The 15,081-nt window shown below is 69.1% G+C and carries 13 protein-coding genes; 3 read left to right on the top strand and 10 right to left on the bottom strand.

The genetic code is table 11. From position 1 onward, the window contains the following. Positions 1-136: 136 nt before the first annotated feature. From AC0IW9_RS11005 to AC0IW9_RS10975, 7 genes are all read right to left on the bottom strand, one after another. Complete coding sequence (locus AC0IW9_RS11005; RefSeq protein WP_471648281.1) at positions 137-1,543, bottom strand: serine/threonine-protein kinase; 1,407 nt, start codon at positions 1,541-1,543, stop codon at positions 137-139. A 4-nt stretch (positions 1,544-1,547) separates the two neighbouring features. After that, entirely contained in the window at positions 1,548-2,426 is an 879-nt protein-coding gene (locus tag AC0IW9_RS11000; protein WP_471648280.1) for a c-type heme family protein, read from the bottom strand. Positions 2,427-2,530: 104 nt separating this feature from the next. Then, the gene (locus AC0IW9_RS10995; protein WP_471648279.1) at positions 2,531-3,667 is read right to left on the bottom strand and encodes a DegT/DnrJ/EryC1/StrS family aminotransferase; all 1,137 of its coding nucleotides are present in this window, start codon (positions 3,665-3,667) and stop codon (positions 2,531-2,533) included. 109 nt (positions 3,668-3,776) lie between these two features. Next, positions 3,777-4,778, bottom strand: a complete 1,002-nt coding sequence (locus tag AC0IW9_RS10990) for an NAD-dependent epimerase/dehydratase family protein (protein WP_471648278.1) — start codon at positions 4,776-4,778, stop codon at positions 3,777-3,779. A 78-nt stretch (positions 4,779-4,856) separates the two neighbouring features. Then, entirely contained in the window at positions 4,857-5,906 is a 1,050-nt protein-coding gene (locus AC0IW9_RS10985; protein ID WP_471648277.1) for a potassium channel family protein, read from the bottom strand. Then, positions 5,903-6,271 carry a RidA family protein gene (locus AC0IW9_RS10980; RefSeq protein WP_471648276.1) on the bottom strand — a complete coding sequence of 123 codons (369 nt, stop codon included), beginning with the start codon at positions 6,269-6,271 and terminating at the stop codon, positions 5,903-5,905. The genes AC0IW9_RS10985 and AC0IW9_RS10980 overlap by 4 nt, the downstream gene beginning before the upstream one ends. A gap of 297 nt (positions 6,272-6,568) precedes the next feature. Continuing rightward, on the bottom strand, positions 6,569-7,378 hold the full coding sequence (locus AC0IW9_RS10975) for a S49 family peptidase (RefSeq protein ID WP_471648275.1): 810 nt from the start codon (positions 7,376-7,378) through the stop codon (positions 6,569-6,571). Positions 7,379-7,435: 57 nt separating this feature from the next. Between AC0IW9_RS10975 and AC0IW9_RS10970 the strand changes: the two genes are divergently transcribed. Together AC0IW9_RS10970 and AC0IW9_RS10965 are read left to right on the top strand one after the other, a co-directional pair. After that, a complete protein-coding gene (locus AC0IW9_RS10970) occupies positions 7,436-7,804 on the top strand; it encodes a hypothetical protein (RefSeq protein WP_471648274.1) in 369 nt (122 codons plus the stop codon). After that, positions 7,801-8,997 (top strand): FAD-dependent oxidoreductase, encoded by a 1,197-nt coding sequence (locus AC0IW9_RS10965; RefSeq protein ID WP_471648273.1) that lies wholly within the window; start codon positions 7,801-7,803, stop codon positions 8,995-8,997. The genes AC0IW9_RS10970 and AC0IW9_RS10965 overlap by 4 nt, the downstream gene beginning before the upstream one ends. A 148-nt stretch (positions 8,998-9,145) precedes the next feature. Here AC0IW9_RS10965 and AC0IW9_RS10960 read toward each other — a convergent pair whose 3' ends face one another. The 3 genes from AC0IW9_RS10960 to AC0IW9_RS10950 are packed head-to-tail and all read right to left on the bottom strand — an operon-like array spanning position 9,146 to position 14,015. Then, complete coding sequence (locus tag AC0IW9_RS10960) at positions 9,146-10,324, bottom strand: hypothetical protein (protein ID WP_471648272.1); 1,179 nt, start codon at positions 10,322-10,324, stop codon at positions 9,146-9,148. Next, positions 10,321-12,237, bottom strand: coding sequence for a glycosyltransferase (locus AC0IW9_RS10955; RefSeq protein WP_471648271.1), 1,917 nt, complete (start codon positions 12,235-12,237; stop codon positions 10,321-10,323). Before AC0IW9_RS10955 ends, AC0IW9_RS10960 begins: the two co-directional genes overlap by 4 nt. Before the next feature lie 11 nt (positions 12,238-12,248). After that, positions 12,249-14,015, bottom strand: a complete 1,767-nt coding sequence (locus tag AC0IW9_RS10950) for a cellulose biosynthesis cyclic di-GMP-binding regulatory protein BcsB (protein WP_471648270.1) — start codon at positions 14,013-14,015, stop codon at positions 12,249-12,251. A 304-nt stretch (positions 14,016-14,319) separates the two neighbouring features. Here AC0IW9_RS10950 and AC0IW9_RS10945 point away from each other — a divergent pair, with 304 nt between their 5' ends. Then, positions 14,320-15,078, top strand: coding sequence for an SDR family NAD(P)-dependent oxidoreductase (locus AC0IW9_RS10945; RefSeq protein WP_471648269.1), 759 nt, complete (start codon positions 14,320-14,322; stop codon positions 15,076-15,078). Positions 15,079-15,081: the final 3 nt, after the last annotated feature.

The raw sequence follows: 15,081 nt of genomic DNA, 5'->3' as shown, positions 1-15,081 counted from the left end.
GATTGCGCCGCGGCAGTCACCGCAACGCCCTGCACGCCATATTCCAATCCAATGAGGCGGTCCATGCCGCCAGCTTTCTCAAGGACACGGTTCAAGCGGCCATGGCAGCGACCAGTGCCGTATCGTCCCGCTGGCCTCAGCCGCGTGGGCAGGGCAGCGCGTCCAGCGCAGCCTTCAGCTTGCGGCGGAACCCCGGGGCGCTACCGGGTTCGGGCAGCTGCGACTCCAGCCGGGTGATCAAGGCATCCACGCTGCGCGCCTCGGCGGCGGCACGCCGCACCATCACCCGGGCGATCGGCCCGGTGTGGAAGGCTAGCGCCGCCTCCGCCGCCGCCAGCGCCGGGGCGGGCCAGCCAGCCTCAGGGGCGGGCACGGCCGAGCTTCCAGAGGCTGGGCTACTGAAGGTTGGGCTACCGAAGGTTGGGCTGGATACCGTCGCCACCGTCGGCTCCAGCCGATGCCGGCGGAGGAAGGCGCGGCGGTCGTCCGGGTGTTCCAATGCTTGGGCCAGTTGCCGCACCAGCGCATCCCCGGCTCCCGGGCCCAGCGCCGCGGCGGTGCGGCGCACCAGGGTGACAGCGACCGGGCCCAGGGTCGCCCGCAGATCCTCGGTCAGGCGGTTGAGGAATTGCGCATCCGACGCCGCCGCCATGGCGGCCGCCGGCATAACCACCGTTGCACCCTCCTCGGCCGGCGGCGGAATGGCGGCCGGGGCCGCGAGCGCAGCTCTCAGCGCCGAGGCGAATTCCGCCGCATCGGCAAAGCGTGCCGCCGGGTCCTTGGCTAGCCCGCGGCGCAGCACCGCCTGCAGCGGCGAGCCGTCCAGCGTTCCGAGTTCGGCCGGCTCCGGGCCGCAGAGCCGGCGCAGGGTATCGGCCAGCCCGTTGCCGGCGAAGGGCGGCCGCCCCAGCAGGATCTCATGGAGAATGGCCGCCGTGCCGAAGAGGTCGGCGCGATGGTCCACCACCTCCCCCAGTGCCTGCTCCGGCGCCATGTAGCTCGGCGTGCCAACCATGCCGCCGACCGCGGTCAGGGTGCCGAGCGGCAGCCTGGCGACGCCGAAATCGGCGATCTTCGCCTGGTCCGAGCCCTGCGCCACCATCAGGTTGGACGGCTTGATGTCGCGGTGGACGATGCCGAAGCCATGTGCGCTGGCCAACCCGTCCAGCACCGAAGGCAGCAACCCCGCCAGCGTGGCGGCATCCCAGGGCCGGACCTGATCGGGGCCACGCCGCAGCAGCGCCGCCAGGGTCGGCCCCTCCACCAGTTCCATCACCAGGTAGGGGCCCTCGACCTCCTCACCGAAGTCGTGCACCAGGACGATCGCCGGGTGGTAGCAACGGCCGGCGGCCCGCGCCTCCACCCGGAAGCGCGAGAGGTATTCCGCCCGCAGTTCCTCCTCCAGCCCGGCGGTCCGCATCACCTTGACCGCGACCGGACGGTCCAGCAGCGGGTCATGCGCGCGGTAGACCACGCCCATGGCGCCGGTCCCAAGCACCCCCTGGGGCAGGTAGCGGCCGATCGCGGCCGGCAGCGCCGCCATGGACTCAGCCCTCCAGCATCTTCATCGCATTGTCGAGGCTGTGCCGCATCCGGCCGAAGGCGGCCGCCAACCGGCCGATCTCGTCATTCCCGCCGCGGGCGAATTCCTCCGCCACCGGCTGGCCGAGGCTGACCGCGGTCGCCAGGCCCGAAAGCCGCACCACGGGCCGGATCACCAGCAGGTGCAGCAGCAGGTTCAGGACCAGCATGATGCCCAGGAAGATGCCGAACAGGATCACCATGGTCGCCCGCAGGTTGGCCTGGGCATGGCCGATCGCCAGGGCCATCGGCACCGAGACGAGCTGCGCCCCCACGGTTTCCTTGTGCTGCCAGCCGAAGCCATTGGCCGTGCCATAGGTGCGCACCATGGCGGCCGGGGCGCGCTCCGGCGTGCTGTGGCAGGCCAGGCAATTCGCATCCGCGATGGTGATCGGCCGCGCGAGGGTCAGCGTCTGCCCGGTCGGCGTCTGCCGCTCGCCGATCAGCTCGCCCAGCTCCGGCCGGTTGCGGAAGGTGCTGATGAAATCGGTTTCCCAGTCGGTCGCGCGGTCGGTCGGGTTGGTCGGGTTGAGCGCGGCTTCCTTGTAGGTGTAGTCGCGGTACTCCGCCTGTACCGCGCGGAAATTGGTCTGCGCCGCATAGGAGGGGACGGTGGTCGGCTCGAACCGCGTCGTCCCCTGCGCCGCGGCAGAGATCAGCGGGCCGACCTCCCGCGCGGTATAGCCCCGCACCGCATTGGCTGCGCTCAGCATGATGCGGGCGTTCTGCAGCACTTCCGACCGGGCGGTCTCGAGGAAGCGCTGCTCAAGAAAAAGCCAGGCGCCGGCGAAGCCCAACAGAAAGACCACCACCACGGCCAAATTGAATTTCGCCCGGAGACCCATCTTGCGTCCTCGTCCCAAGCCGCCCGGAACTCGTTGCGGAATACCCGCAGACGGCTGGACGGCACCGCATGATGCGTCGGTATTCTATATACGGCGAAGCAGGGTCATTCGGCCAGATTCCGCAACGCTCCGCAGATCCGCTCCACCTGCTCATCCGTCAACTCGGGATACATAGGCAGGCTCACCACTTCCTCCGCCGCCCGCGCCGTCTCGGCGCAGCCGGCCGGGCCCAAGGCCGTGCGGCCCTGGTACGCGGATTGCAGATGCACCGGCACCGGATAATGGATGCCCGTGCCGACGCCATCGGCGCGCAGCCGGGCCTGCATTTCGGCCCGCGCCCCGGTCCGCAGGACATACTGGTGGAAGACATGCTCGGCATCCGCCCGCCGCACCGGCGGCGCCAGCGGCCCACCGGCCAGCGCCGCGTCATAGGCGGCGGCAATCTCCCGCCGCCGCGCATTGCCGGCATCCAGCATCGGCAGCTTCACCCGCAAGATTGCCGCCTGGATCTCGTCCAGCCGGCTGTTCACGCCGACCATCGAGGAGACATAGCGCTCCCGCCAGCCGTATTGCCGGATGGCGCCGATGCGGTCGGCCAGTTCGAAGTCATCCGTCGCCAGCACGCCGCCGTCGCCCAGCGCGCCGAGGTTCTTGGTGGGGTACAGGGAAAAGGCGGCTGCCGTTCCCATGGTGCCGACCTTGCGGCCGCCAAGCATCGCCCCATGCGCCTGGGCGCAATCCTCGATCAGCGCCACGCCGGCCTGCTGGCAGGCCGCCAGCATCGGGTCCAGGTCGCAGGCCTGACCGTAGATATGCACCGCGATCGCAGCGCGGATCGGCGGCAGGCCCGGCGGCGGATCCTCCAGCACCGCGGTCAGCTCATCCGGGTCCATGTTGTAGGTATCCGGGTCGATGTCGAGCAGCAGCGGCGTTGCCCCGGCCATCTCGATCGCCGCCACCGTGGCAACCGCGGTATGGGAGACGGTGGCGACGGTGCAGCCCTCGCCGATGCCGAGGCCGCGCAGGATCAGCGCCAGCGCATCGGTGCCATTGGCGCAGCCGACAGCACGGGTGGTGCCGAGCCACTGGGCGAATTCCTGCTCGAAGGCCTCGCCTTCCTTGCCGAGGATGTACCAGCCGGAGTTGAGCGCGCGGGCCACCGCGGCATCGATCTCCTCCTTCTGCGCCCGGTAGCCAGCCCCGGGATCGGCCTGGGCGATGATGGTATGGGTGGCGTTCATAACGGTGTCCCTTGGACCGTGTCTCGATTCGCTTCGGAGAGGCCAAAGATCAGGGAGGTATTACCCGATCCTGCATGGCCTCCGTGTTCCGCCGGGGCCGGCACCGGCCTCAGGTGTAATCCGCCAGCCGGCCGCGATACCATTCCAGCGACCGCGCCAGACCTTCGTCCAGGCCGATCCGGGGCTCCCACCCCGTCGCCGCCCGGAATGCCCGGTCATCCGCGTGGTAGCTGCCGATATCGATCGGCGCCCGGTCAGCAGGGAATGATTTTATATCGTAATGACCATGCCCGCCATTGGCTGAGATGAGGCGGTCCGCCAGTTCCAGCAGGCTCGCCGGCGGCGAGCCACCGAGGTTGAAGACCTTGCCCGCCACCTCCGGCCGCGGCGCGTATTCGGCCGAAAGCAGGAAGGCCTGCACCACGTCGTCCACATAGGTCATATCGCGCAACTGCTCGCCGCCCCAGACCTCGAAGCCCTCCCCCCTCAGGCACTGGCGGATCCAGATGCCGAGGAAGGTTTGCCGGGCATCGCGGATCCGCAGGCGCGGGCCGTAGCAATTGGTCAGCCGGAGGGAAACAACGGGACGATGCAGCACCCTCTGCTCCAGCAGCCAATACTGTTCCCCGGCCCATTTGGAGACGCCATTGGCATCCGGCGGATTGACGGGATGCAATTCGTCGACCGGCAAATAGGTCGGCCGGCCGTAGAACTGCCGGGTCGAGGCGTGCACGACCGTCGCCTTCGGCGCCGCCTCCCGCATCACCTGGATCAGCCGCACCTGGGAGACGGCGTTGATGGCGATATCCGCCACCGGGTCCTTCTGGCCGCCCATGTGGCTGGTCTGCGCCGCCATGTTGAACAGCACGTCGACGCCCTGGCAGAGCGTGTGCAGCTCCACGTCCCGGATATCGCCGCGCACCAGCAGCACCGAGGCGCCTTCAAGATTGGCGATATTGGCACCGCCATCCTCGAACATCGCATCCAGCGCGGTGACGCGCGCCCCCAGCCCCGCCAGCGCATGACACAGCGCGCTGCCGAGGAAGCCGGCGCCGCCTGTTACCAGCACGCGCTTGCCACGCCAGAAGGCGGCCCTTTCCGCGTCGGTCATCGATCCCCGTCCTTCCCTGCCGCGGCACCGGCCGCGGCGATATTCTAGGCTTCGCAAGTGAATAAGGCGGAAGCGCGCCTATTCCCCGGCACCCGCGCGGCGCGGTTCCGCCACGGCCGCAGCATGCCCTGTCATTGCATCAATGGGGGAATGAGGTATTCGAGAGGCGGCGGAAGCGTGACTATCCGCGGCCGTCTGGTCCGGCAATCCCGCCCGGCTGCCGCGCATGATCTCGAGGAAGCCGAACAGCAGCAGCAATTGCGCCAGAAGCATCTGGATGCTGGCCAAGAGCCGGATGCCGTCATCGGAGGGCAGGATATCGCCATAGCCCACCGTCGAGAGCGTCACCACGCTGAAATGCAGCGCATCCGAGAAATCCACCCGGATCGGCCCATGCGTGCTGGTGAAAAGCGGGGCCGAGGACAGCCCATCGGCGATCCGGTACAGGCAGCCGAAAACCACCGTCAGCAAGGCCCAGAGGCTGGAATAGGCCGCAATCGGCACCGCCAGCCGGGCCAGCCGCCGGGTCACCGCGCGGAAGATCACCGCGATATCCACCAGCAGCCGCACCACGTCGCCCACCGCGACGGCGCTGACCAGGGCGATCACCCCCATCGCCAGCAGCAGCGCCAGCCCCTGGCCCATCTCGTCCAGCCGGTTGACCGGGAAGGCGAGCGAGACCACGCCCACCACGCCGATCAGCCCCAGCCACCGGGCGAAGCGCGGCAGATGTGCCAAGTCGGCCGCTTCTTCCTCCTGCGCCCAGGCGCTGAGGTCGCGGCGCCGCACCCAGCAGGCGAGGACAAAGGTGGCGACCGGCAGCAGGAAGCCCAGCGCCCGTGCCCAGGCCGTCGCCTCCGGAAAGCCGGCCCTCCCCAGCACCACATAAAGGCAGGCATACATCGCCAGCCCGTTGGTCGTGCCGAGCGAGAAGGCCGGCCCATGCGGGAACAGCAGGTACAAGGCGCCGACCGCCATGGCCGAGCCCCCGAGCACCACCAGTGGGAAAGCCCCGCCCCGGTCGGCGATCCCGCCTGCCACCAGCAGCATCAGCACCAGGGACATGCCCAGCGCCGAGACGAAGCCCCGCGGCGTCCGCCGCCGGCGTGGCCGCGCCGCGGGCGTCACGCCGTCCCGGTATCTGGCAGGGCGGCGATACCCGTAATCTCCACCCGCCAGGACGGATCCACCAGCGGCGCCTGGATGGTCATCCGCGCCGGCTTCGCCCTCGGGTCCAGCCACCGGTCCCAGGCCAGGTTCATCGCCGGTGCATCCTTGATGTCCGCCAGCACGATGGTCACGCTCAGCAGTCCGGACTTGCTGGTGCCGGCCTCGGCTAACAAGGCATCGATCTGCGCCAGAACGTCGGCGGTCTGACCCTCGGTATCCAGGCTGGGATCATCGGCGACCTGCCCGGCAAGATAGACCAGCCCGCCATGCACCACGGCGCCCGAGAGCCGCCCTTCCTCCGCCAGCCGCTTGATGCCCGCCATGCCCCTGCCCCCTCGACCATGCGCCACCCGCGGGTCGCACCCACGGCCCCAGGCTTGGGCGCCAGTTTAGTGCGGATGCCGTTGCGGCGAAATCACCGAAGGCCATGAATCATGCAGGAAAACAACAGGCTAGGCCTTGGCCAATGCCCCCTGTCGAAGTCTGCCGCACCGCCGGTCCGCCAGGTGGGGGATGAGGATGCCGATCGCGCCTGATACGACAAGGTGACCCCAAAGCCTAGTCGACCAGCGGGTCGCGGACAGCACTTCAATTGACGCGATGCTCCCGGAACGGCATGCCTAAAGCCCCAGGCGCCCCCAGGCCGCCCTCTCCTCCAGCGCCGCGATCACCGCCTCCACCTCCAGTCCCGGTAACAGCCGGCGCAGCAGGCCCGGCTTCCGGCCACCGATGGGGATGAGCTTCGCCGTATCGCCGAAACGCCGCTTCGCCTCGCTGGCGGCGTCCCCCAGGCGATCCGCCAGCCCCAGCTCCACCGCCTTGCGGCCCGGCCAGAAGCGACCGGTGAACAGCGCCTCCGGCGGCGCCTTTAGCCTATCCGCCCGGCGGGACAGCACCCAGTTGCGGAATTCGCCGTGCAGATCCTCCAGCAGCACCCCGAGCCGCGCGACATCCTCGGGCGCCTCCGGCCGGAAGGGATCGAGGAAGCTCTTCTCCGTCCCGGCCGTATGCATGCGCCGCTCGACCCCCAGCCGCTGCAGCGCGCCCTCGAAGCCGAAACTCGCGGCGACCACGCCGATGGAGCCGAGGATCGAGGCCGGGTCGGCGACGATCTCATCCGCCGCGCAGGCGATCCAATAGCCGCCGGAGGCCGCGGCATCCTCGACGCAGGCGATGACGGGAAGCTTCTTCGCCTCCGCCAAGCGGCGGATATGGGCGGCGACGAGGCTGGACTGCACCGGGGAGCCACCGGGCGAGTTGATCACCAGGAAGACGGCGGCCAGGTGCTTCAGGCCGAAGGCGCGGTCCAACACCGGCGCCGCAGTGGCGAGGCTGATACCTCCGCCGAAGCCGGGCCGGGCGGAAATGGGGCCTTGCAGGCGGACCAGGGCAATACGCGGCGGCCGGGGCCGCCAGGGAAGGGTCATCATGGCTTCAACAAATGCCCGCCGCGGCGCCGCCATCAAGGCATGGCATCCATTCTCCCCATGACGAAACGTGACGGATACGGCCTGCTGGCGGTGGCGGCGGCGCTGGGCGGGATCCTTGCCTATCGCGCCGCCTATGTGGAGCCGCGGGACTGGGCCGCCGCCTGCGCGGTGGCGATGCCACGGCTGGCCTGCCTGCCGCGCGATGCGCTGCTCTGGCTGCAGCATTGGCAGCTTTGGGGTGCCTCCGCGCTGGGGTTAGGCATCTGGTCACTGTTCGGTGCGCCCTTCGGCATCAGGGTCGCCGCGGTGGCCCTGGGCACCGTTGCGGTGGCGAACTACAATGCAACCTGGGGTATGCTCGGCCTTGCGCTGGGCGCCTGGGCCTGGATGGCGGCCGGCCGATTGGATCAAAGGGAATACGGATGAAGGCGCGTCGCATCCTGGTGGCGGGGGCGGGACCGGTTGGGCTGGTGGCAGCCGCGGCGCTGGCCGAGGAAGGCATCCCCGTCACCATCGTCGAAGCGGAGCAGGAACTGCCGGACGACCTGCGGGCTTCCACCTTCCATCCGCCGACGCTGGACATGCTGGACCGCTTCGGCGTGGTGCAGCCCATGCTGGCGATGGGCATGGTCTGCCCGACCTGGGAATTCCGCGATCGCGCCTCCGGCCCGGTGGCCTGTTTCGACCTCGGCCTGCTGAAGGACGACACGCGGCATCCCTACCGGCTGCAGTGCGAGCAATGGCGGCTGACCCGGCTGCTGCGGGACCGGCTGGCGGCGCGAGGAGACGTGGAATTCATCTATGACGCCCGGGCCACCGACCTGTGGCAGGATGCCGATACGGTACACCTGACCGTCTCTCGCACCGATGGCAGCACGGAGAGGCTGACGGGCGCCTTCCTCATCGGTGCCGACGGTGCCCGCAGCGCGGTGCGCAAGGCGGCCGGCATCGGCTTCGAGGAGATGACTGTCCCGGAAACCTACCTGACCCTCTCGACACCCTTCGCCTTCCACGCGGCGATCCCGCAGCTGGCCAATGTCGCCTATGTCTCGGACCCCGAGGAATGGTTCGTGCTGGTGCGGACACGGTTGCTGTGGCGGCTGCTGCTGCCGACCAACCCGGCCGAGCCGGAGGAGCGGATGATATCCGAGAGCCGCCTGCAGGAACGCATGCAGCGCGTGCTGCCGACCGGCACTGCCTATGAGCTGCGGCACCGCACCGCCTACCGGGTGCATGAGCGGGTGGCGCAGCGCTATGTCGCCGGGCGCGTGGTGCTGGTCGGCGACGCGGCGCATGTGAACAATCCGCTGGGCGGCATGGGCATGAATGGCGGCATCCACGACGCCATCAACCTGGCGGACAAGCTCGCCGCGGTCTGGCGCGGGGAGCCGATGGCGCTGCTGGGGCGGTACGAGCGGCAGCGGCGCAAGGTGGCGCTGGATGTGGTGCAGGCGCAGGCGATGCGGAACCGGCAGATGCTGAGCCAGCGGGACCCGGCGGCGCGGTCCGCCTATCACGACAGCCTGCGGTCGGTGGCGCAGGATCCGGTGAAGCACCGCGAGCACCTGTTGCAGACCTCCCTGATCCAATCGCTGCGCGACCTGGAAGCCGTGGCATGACGGCCGGTGCGGAGGATATCGACCGGCGGTAGGGCTTCGGCCGAGGCAGCGGCATCGCGCAGGGGCCGCAGTTCCTATTCTTTCGAGGGCTCGCCGAACCTGGACCAGAAGGCGATGAGATCTTCCGCCGTCATGGCTCAGGCCCGGCTTACAACGGCAGGGCCGAGCGCCAGGCGGCCATGTCGGCGCCATCCCAGATCCAGCCGCTGCGCCAGCTCAACCCCAGGCCCAGCGCCATGGCAGCCAGCCAGGCCTGGCGCTCGAGCCGGGTGCCGTTGCGGCTCACGGTCCAGGCCAGCACAGCGGCCATCCCCACGGCAATGGCCGGCAGCGGGCCGGAGGCATGCCAGAACAGCGTCGCCCCCGCCCCCGACAGCGGGCCGCCGAGCAATGCGAGGAAGGCCGCGACCGGCCGCCGCCGTTCCTCCGGCCGCAATACCAGCGCCAGGAGCGCCAGCAGCGCCGGCGGCATGGCGAGCAGGAACAGGGGCAGCAGTTCCAGCAGCGGCGCGAAGAAGTCGCCGCCGCGCTGGTTGAGCCAGACGGAGCCCGCGGCTTCCAGCGCCCCATGCATCGGCGCCAGCCAGCGGCGCAGGGCATAGGCCGGCGCTTCCCCCATCGTGGCCGAGCCGAGCAGGATGCCACCAACCGCGACGGCCGATGGGAAAAGCGTGATGAGATACAGCGCCGCGGCCGAGCCGAGATCCTGCACTCCGCGCAGGCAGAAAGGCAGGATGGCGGCGATCGGCAGGACGACGTAGAGCGCATCCGGCGCGGTAAGCATCAGCACCGCCAGCATCAGCCCAAGCGCCATGAGCGACTGCGCATCGCCGACCGAGGCCGCGCGGTCGAGGCAGAGGATGACGATGCCGATCACCATGACGGAGAGCAGCTGGGTCTGGCCGGTGGTCGCCAGCATCAGCATCGCCGGGTGCAGCGCCAGCATGGCGACGGCGGCCAATGCCTCGGCAAAGCCCCAGCCAAAGCGGCGAAGGCGCAGGAAGAGCATCCCGATCAGCCCGCCGGCGCCGAGCGTCGTGGTCAGCACCAGGGTCTGCGGCCCGGCATTGGGCACCATCCGGATGATGCCGAGCAGCGAGGCGGCGATCCACTGCCCGGCCAAGGCCGCCGGGTCGTCGCTGACCCGCCAGATCTGCGCCAACACCTCGTCGAGCTGGCCCGATCCGAGGATGCAGTCGGCGACCAGAGCAAACCAGAGGAAGGCGAGATAGCCGATGAGCAGCGCCGAAGTGCGGCGGAAGCGCGGCCGCTGCCGGGAAGCCGGCGCGGCCGCGATGACCGGGGCGAAGCCGGCGGCGCCACTCATTCGGCCGGCACCGCGGCATGGGGTTCGGCGATCGCCGCCAGGGTCTGCTGGGTGGCGGAGGAGGTGCCGTGCTGGGTCTTCTCCCAGTAATGCGGCGCGACGATCAGTTGCCAGATCGCCTTGTAGGCGGCGACCGAATGCAGCACCCAATAGACCGGCGCCAGCAGCGCCCAGGGCATCAGCTGGAACCAGCCCCGCTTCGCCGCCGCCACCATGGTCAGGTAGACGTACATGGCATTGCCGACCACCAGGTTGAACATGGCGAAGTAGATGATGGGCGGCGGGAAGACCTTGTTCACCACATCCGCCCCGGCCACCACGGCGATCAGGGTGGTGGACCAGAGCAGCGGATTGACCAGCGAGGTCAGCACGGGAAAACCGATGAAGAACTGGAAGCCCCAGAAGCCGACGAAGCCCAGGCGCCGGTACAGCCGCATCGGGTGGCGCATATGCACCAGCCAGGTCTGCATGTAGCCCTTGATCCAGCGGCTGCGCTGGTTGATCCAGCTGCGGAGGACGCCATTGGCTTCCTCGAAGGTGGTGGAATTCACCACCGCCACCTCATACCCCGCCTGGGTCAGCCGCACGCCGAGATCGGCATCCTCCGTCACGTTGTAGGGGTCCCAGGCACCGAGGTCGCGCAGGATGCTGGTGCGGAAGTGATTGGAAGTGCCGCCGAGCGGGATCGGCACCTTCAGCACATGCAGGCCGGGCAACAGGTAGTCGAACCAATTGCTGTATTCGAGGGTGAACATCCGGGTCAGGAAGTTTTCCCGCCGGTTGAAGTAGTTCAGGCGTGCCTGGATGCAGGCGACGTTGTCGGCCGATCGCTTGAACAGCGCGACCGCCTTCTTGAGTTGGTCGGGCTCCGGCATGTCCTCGGCGTCGAAGACCACGCAGTATTCGCCACGGGCGAAGCGCAGCGCGTAGTTGCAGGCCTTGGGCTTGGTCTTCGGATGGCTGGTGGGGACGCGGATGATCTCGAAGATCCCCTCGGCCCGCAGCGCCTTGGCCGCCTCGATCGTCTCCTTGTCGTCCGTCTCCAGCACCAGCTTCACGTCGAGCTTGGCGCGGGGATAGTCCATGCGACGGATGGAATGTACCAGGATCGGCAGTACCTCCGCCTCCCGGTACATCGGCACCAGCACGGTATAGACCGGCAGCTCATCATCGCTGAGGTCGGTGACTTCCTCGGCCGTCACCGAGATATCGACGTCGTTGTGGGCACCGACCCAGGTGAGCAGGAAGCGGAAGCCGAAGCTCAGCATGTAGAAGACGGTGACGAAGCCGGAGAGGACGATGACCGTCGGCATCGGCGCGGTGGCCAGTCCGAGCAGCAGGATGCCGAGCCCGATGGCGACGCTGACGACCTGCGGCCGGGTGACGGTATGCTTGGCCGAGAGATGCGGAGAGGCGATGAACAGCGCCTCGCGCGCCTCATGGTCGGCGATGTCGTCGAAGGCCTGCTGCATCGCCCAGAGGATGTCGAACTTGGTCGTCGCGGCCCAGCCGAGGACGATGCCGGGGAAGCGGCCGGCTGCCCAGGCGGCGACGGCCGGGCAATCCGGCGCCTCGGCCGCCAGGATGAGCCGGATCTGGCCCTCGGGGCCCATCTCCTCCCGCCAGGGCAGCACGCCGAGTTCGAGGTAGTCGGGGCGGTCATCGGGGTCGAGCAGCGCCTCCTCCGGCGGTTCCTGCAGCAGGTCCGCCAATGGCAGGCCGGAGCCGCCGGCGATGCCCGCGGCCCAGTCCCGATGGCTGATGCTGCCCTCGGCCATCAGCGCCGCGCCGGTGCCGGTATTCCAGCCGCGCGCCTGCTCGCGCGCCTTGGCGAGCTGCTTATGCTCCAGCCGCCCCTCCGCGAGCAGCCAGGCGATGGTCTCGGCGTCGCGCGGGGGATGGGGCTCGGCCATCGGTTGGCAGGTCAGCCGGCACGGCGGCGGCGGTAGCGGATGACGCCACCGATGACGGCGGCGGTCAGCAGCACCCAGATCGCGATGAACAGCTCGGTCCGCCAGCGGTCCAGCAGGGAGGTCTGGCTGGGCGCCACCAGCTCGGTCACCAGGACCTCCGGGCTGCGGGTATCGAAGGCGGAGGGCAGGCCGCGGCCGTCATAGACCGCGACGGTGCCGGTGGTCAGCGTCGCCCGCGGCGGTATGACCATGCTGGCCGGCGTGCCGGGGCTGATCCAAAGGCCGGGGACATTGCTTGCATTGGCCAGCTGCACGACGGTGATGCCGCCGACGTTGCCGAGCTCCACCTTCATCCCGGCCCGCGGCATCTCGAGGATGACGCGGCCGCGGTCCGGCCGCAGCAGCCCGGCGCCGCTGAGGTCGGGCGGCAAGGTCTCGCTGAGGGCGATGAAGGGGCGGTTCAACTGGCCGCTGGTGGCGACCTCGACCAGCTCCGGCCGGGCACCGGCATCGCTCAGCAGCCGGGCCAGCAACGGGATGGCGGCCGCCGCGGTTGCCTGGGAGGTGCCGAGGCGGATCAGCGCCGCCGCGGTATCCGGGAAGGACAGGCCGCCGAACTCACCGGGGGAGACGAAGCCATCCTGCAGCAGCAGCTTGCTGCTGCCGGCCAGCTGGAAGGACAAGGCATCCGAATAGGTGCAGCTGCGGCGGATGCCGATCCGCATGAGCCGCAGGGTGACGGCCATGCGGTGCCGGATCAGGTCCGGCGGCAGGTTGATGCGGACCTCGTTCAGGTCGAGCTGGCCGCGATAGGTCTCCGACCAGACCAGCCGGCGGCCGGCATAGACCGCGACCACCATGCTCTCGCCCTGCGGCACCGTGGCGCCCTTGCCATTGAGGCTGAGCGCATAGGGGCGGCGGCCTGGCGGCAGGCGGTTCAGCGGCAGCTCGAAGGTCAGCGCCGCGCTGCCATAGACGTCGATCGCCTGGCGCGGGATGTCGAGTTCGTTGAAGGAGACGGCATCCGCCTTGGTCAGGTCCGGCCGCGGCAGGGCCTGGCCGCTGGCGGCGGTGGTGTTGAAGACCCGCAGCGCCGGCCCCATGGCGATGAGGGCGGCGGCGGAAGCGCTATCGGAGATGATGATGCGCTGGCCGCCGGCGGTGCGTGGCTCGAGCCCGAGGGAGGTCGCCGGGCCGATGCGGATATGCGCATTCGGGTCGTTCGGCGGCAGCATCACCGGGCGGGCGCCGCGGGCGGTGAGCGCCATGGCGACGGAGACCGCGGCCTCGAGGTCGTTGGTGGTGATGTTGACCGGCAGGGAGATGCCGACATCGCCCGAGAGCATCCGCCAGATGACGCCGAGGCCTGGGTTGCCCTCCTCCGCCGCGACGAGCTGGGTCGTCGGCTCGATCCGGCTCCAGACCGCCGGCGTGTCGTTGTCGAAGCATTCGACGCCGCGACGCAGCGCCTGGTCGCCCTGGAAGCGGATGCGGAGGAAGTCGTTGTTCAGGAAGCGGGGCGGAATGGGGATGCGTTCCCGTACCTGGCCCTGGTTGACCTGCACGGTGCCGAGCGGTGTCTCATCCGCGTAGATGGTGACCGAGGAAAGCTCATCCAGCATCGGCGAGGCGGTGACCTCGAGCTGCAGGTCGGTGCGGCCGGAGCGCTGCGGCAGCGGAAAGAAGGCTTCCGCGGCACCGGCTGGCCCGCGCAGGGTGAAGCCTTGGGGGAAACCGAGGTCATCCAGGCTGGTCGCCGCAGCGGGGACGAGGAACATGCCCGCCCAGCACAAGACAGCGGCCAAATGGTGCCGCGCATGCGACCGCGACCAAACCATGCTGAGTTCCCATTTCCTGGCCGCTGTCATGCGCGATAAGCGAGATGCATCACTGATACGGAACAATCTCGCATTCGTGGCATCGCCTAACAACCTATTGCTGGTAGCAGCCCGCAGAGTCATTCCCGCAATACGCGATTTCATGACGAAATAAAAACGATTTTCAGCCGGGTCTGGCGGGGGCCTTGCCCTGGCTGGACCGCTCCGTCAGCCTGCCGACGAAAACAAGGGCGGGAGCTTCGGCATGTTCGACTTCAAGGGCAGGCGCGTGATCGTATGCGGCGGCAGCCGCGGCATTGGACGATCCATCGCTCTGGGCTTCGCCCAAGCCGGGGCGGCGGTTTCCATCTGCGCCCGCAGCACTGGGCCACTGGCCGCCACCGAGGCCGAACTCGCCACATTCGGCGGTAAAACCCATTCCTCTTCATGCGACTTGGGCGATGGGCCGGCGGTAAAGGCTTACGTCTCCGCCGCCGCGGCAGCGCTCGGTGGCGTTGACATTCTCGTGAACAACGCCAGTGGCTTCGGCGCGCCGGATACCGAGGAGGGCTGGGAGAAGGGTCTTTCGGTCGATGTGATGGCAACCGTACGCGCCACCCACGCCGCCCTGCCCTTCCTCGAGGCGGGGCCGGGCGGAACCGGCGGCAGCATCATCAACGTCTCCTCCATCTCGGGCTACCGGCCCTCCCTGCGGACGCCGGCCTATGCCGCGGTGAAGGCGCTGCTGATCAACTACACCCAGTCCCAGGCGGCGATGTATGCAGCGAAGGGCATCCGGGTGAATGCGGTGGCGCCCGGCTCGATCGAATTCCCCGGTGGCTCCTGGGAGGCGCGGAAAGCTTCCGACCCGGCACTCTATGGCCGCATCCTGGAAAGCATCCCCTTCGGCCGGCTCGGCACGCCGGAGGAAGTGGCGAATGTGGCGCTGTTCCTGGCCAGCCCGCTGGCCGGCTGGGTCACCGGGCAGACCGTGATTGTCGATGGCGGGCAGCTGCTGACTTAATCC

The sequence above is a fragment of the Belnapia sp. AC561 genome (assembly GCF_979252845.1).
The sequence above is the reverse complement of the archived record's forward strand: the minus strand, read 5'-3'. Positions and strand labels throughout refer to the sequence as shown.

Coding starts and splice junctions, on each gene's coding strand:
- AC0IW9_RS10960 (WP_471648272.1), bottom strand. CDS start 10,324: ATGAGTGGCGCCGCCGGCTTCGCCCCGGTCATCGCGGCCGCGCCGGCT.
- AC0IW9_RS10980 (WP_471648276.1), bottom strand. CDS start 6,271: ATGGCGGGCATCAAGCGGCTGGCGGAGGAAGGGCGGCTCTCGGGCGCC.
- AC0IW9_RS10945 (WP_471648269.1), top strand. CDS start 14,320: ATGTTCGACTTCAAGGGCAGGCGCGTGATCGTATGCGGCGGCAGCCGC.
- AC0IW9_RS10965 (WP_471648273.1), top strand. CDS start 7,801: ATGAAGGCGCGTCGCATCCTGGTGGCGGGGGCGGGACCGGTTGGGCTG.
- AC0IW9_RS10950 (WP_471648270.1), bottom strand. CDS start 14,015: ATGTTCCTCGTCCCCGCTGCGGCGACCAGCCTGGATGACCTCGGTTTC.
- AC0IW9_RS10975 (WP_471648275.1), bottom strand. CDS start 7,378: ATGATGACCCTTCCCTGGCGGCCCCGGCCGCCGCGTATTGCCCTGGTC.
- AC0IW9_RS11005 (WP_471648281.1), bottom strand. CDS start 1,543: ATGGCGGCGCTGCCGGCCGCGATCGGCCGCTACCTGCCCCAGGGGGTG.
- AC0IW9_RS11000 (WP_471648280.1), bottom strand. CDS start 2,426: ATGGGTCTCCGGGCGAAATTCAATTTGGCCGTGGTGGTGGTCTTTCTG.
- AC0IW9_RS10995 (WP_471648279.1), bottom strand. CDS start 3,667: ATGAACGCCACCCATACCATCATCGCCCAGGCCGATCCCGGGGCTGGC.
- AC0IW9_RS10970 (WP_471648274.1), top strand. CDS start 7,436: ATGACGAAACGTGACGGATACGGCCTGCTGGCGGTGGCGGCGGCGCTG.
- AC0IW9_RS10990 (WP_471648278.1), bottom strand. CDS start 4,778: ATGACCGACGCGGAAAGGGCCGCCTTCTGGCGTGGCAAGCGCGTGCTG.
- AC0IW9_RS10955 (WP_471648271.1), bottom strand. CDS start 12,237: ATGGCCGAGCCCCATCCCCCGCGCGACGCCGAGACCATCGCCTGGCTG.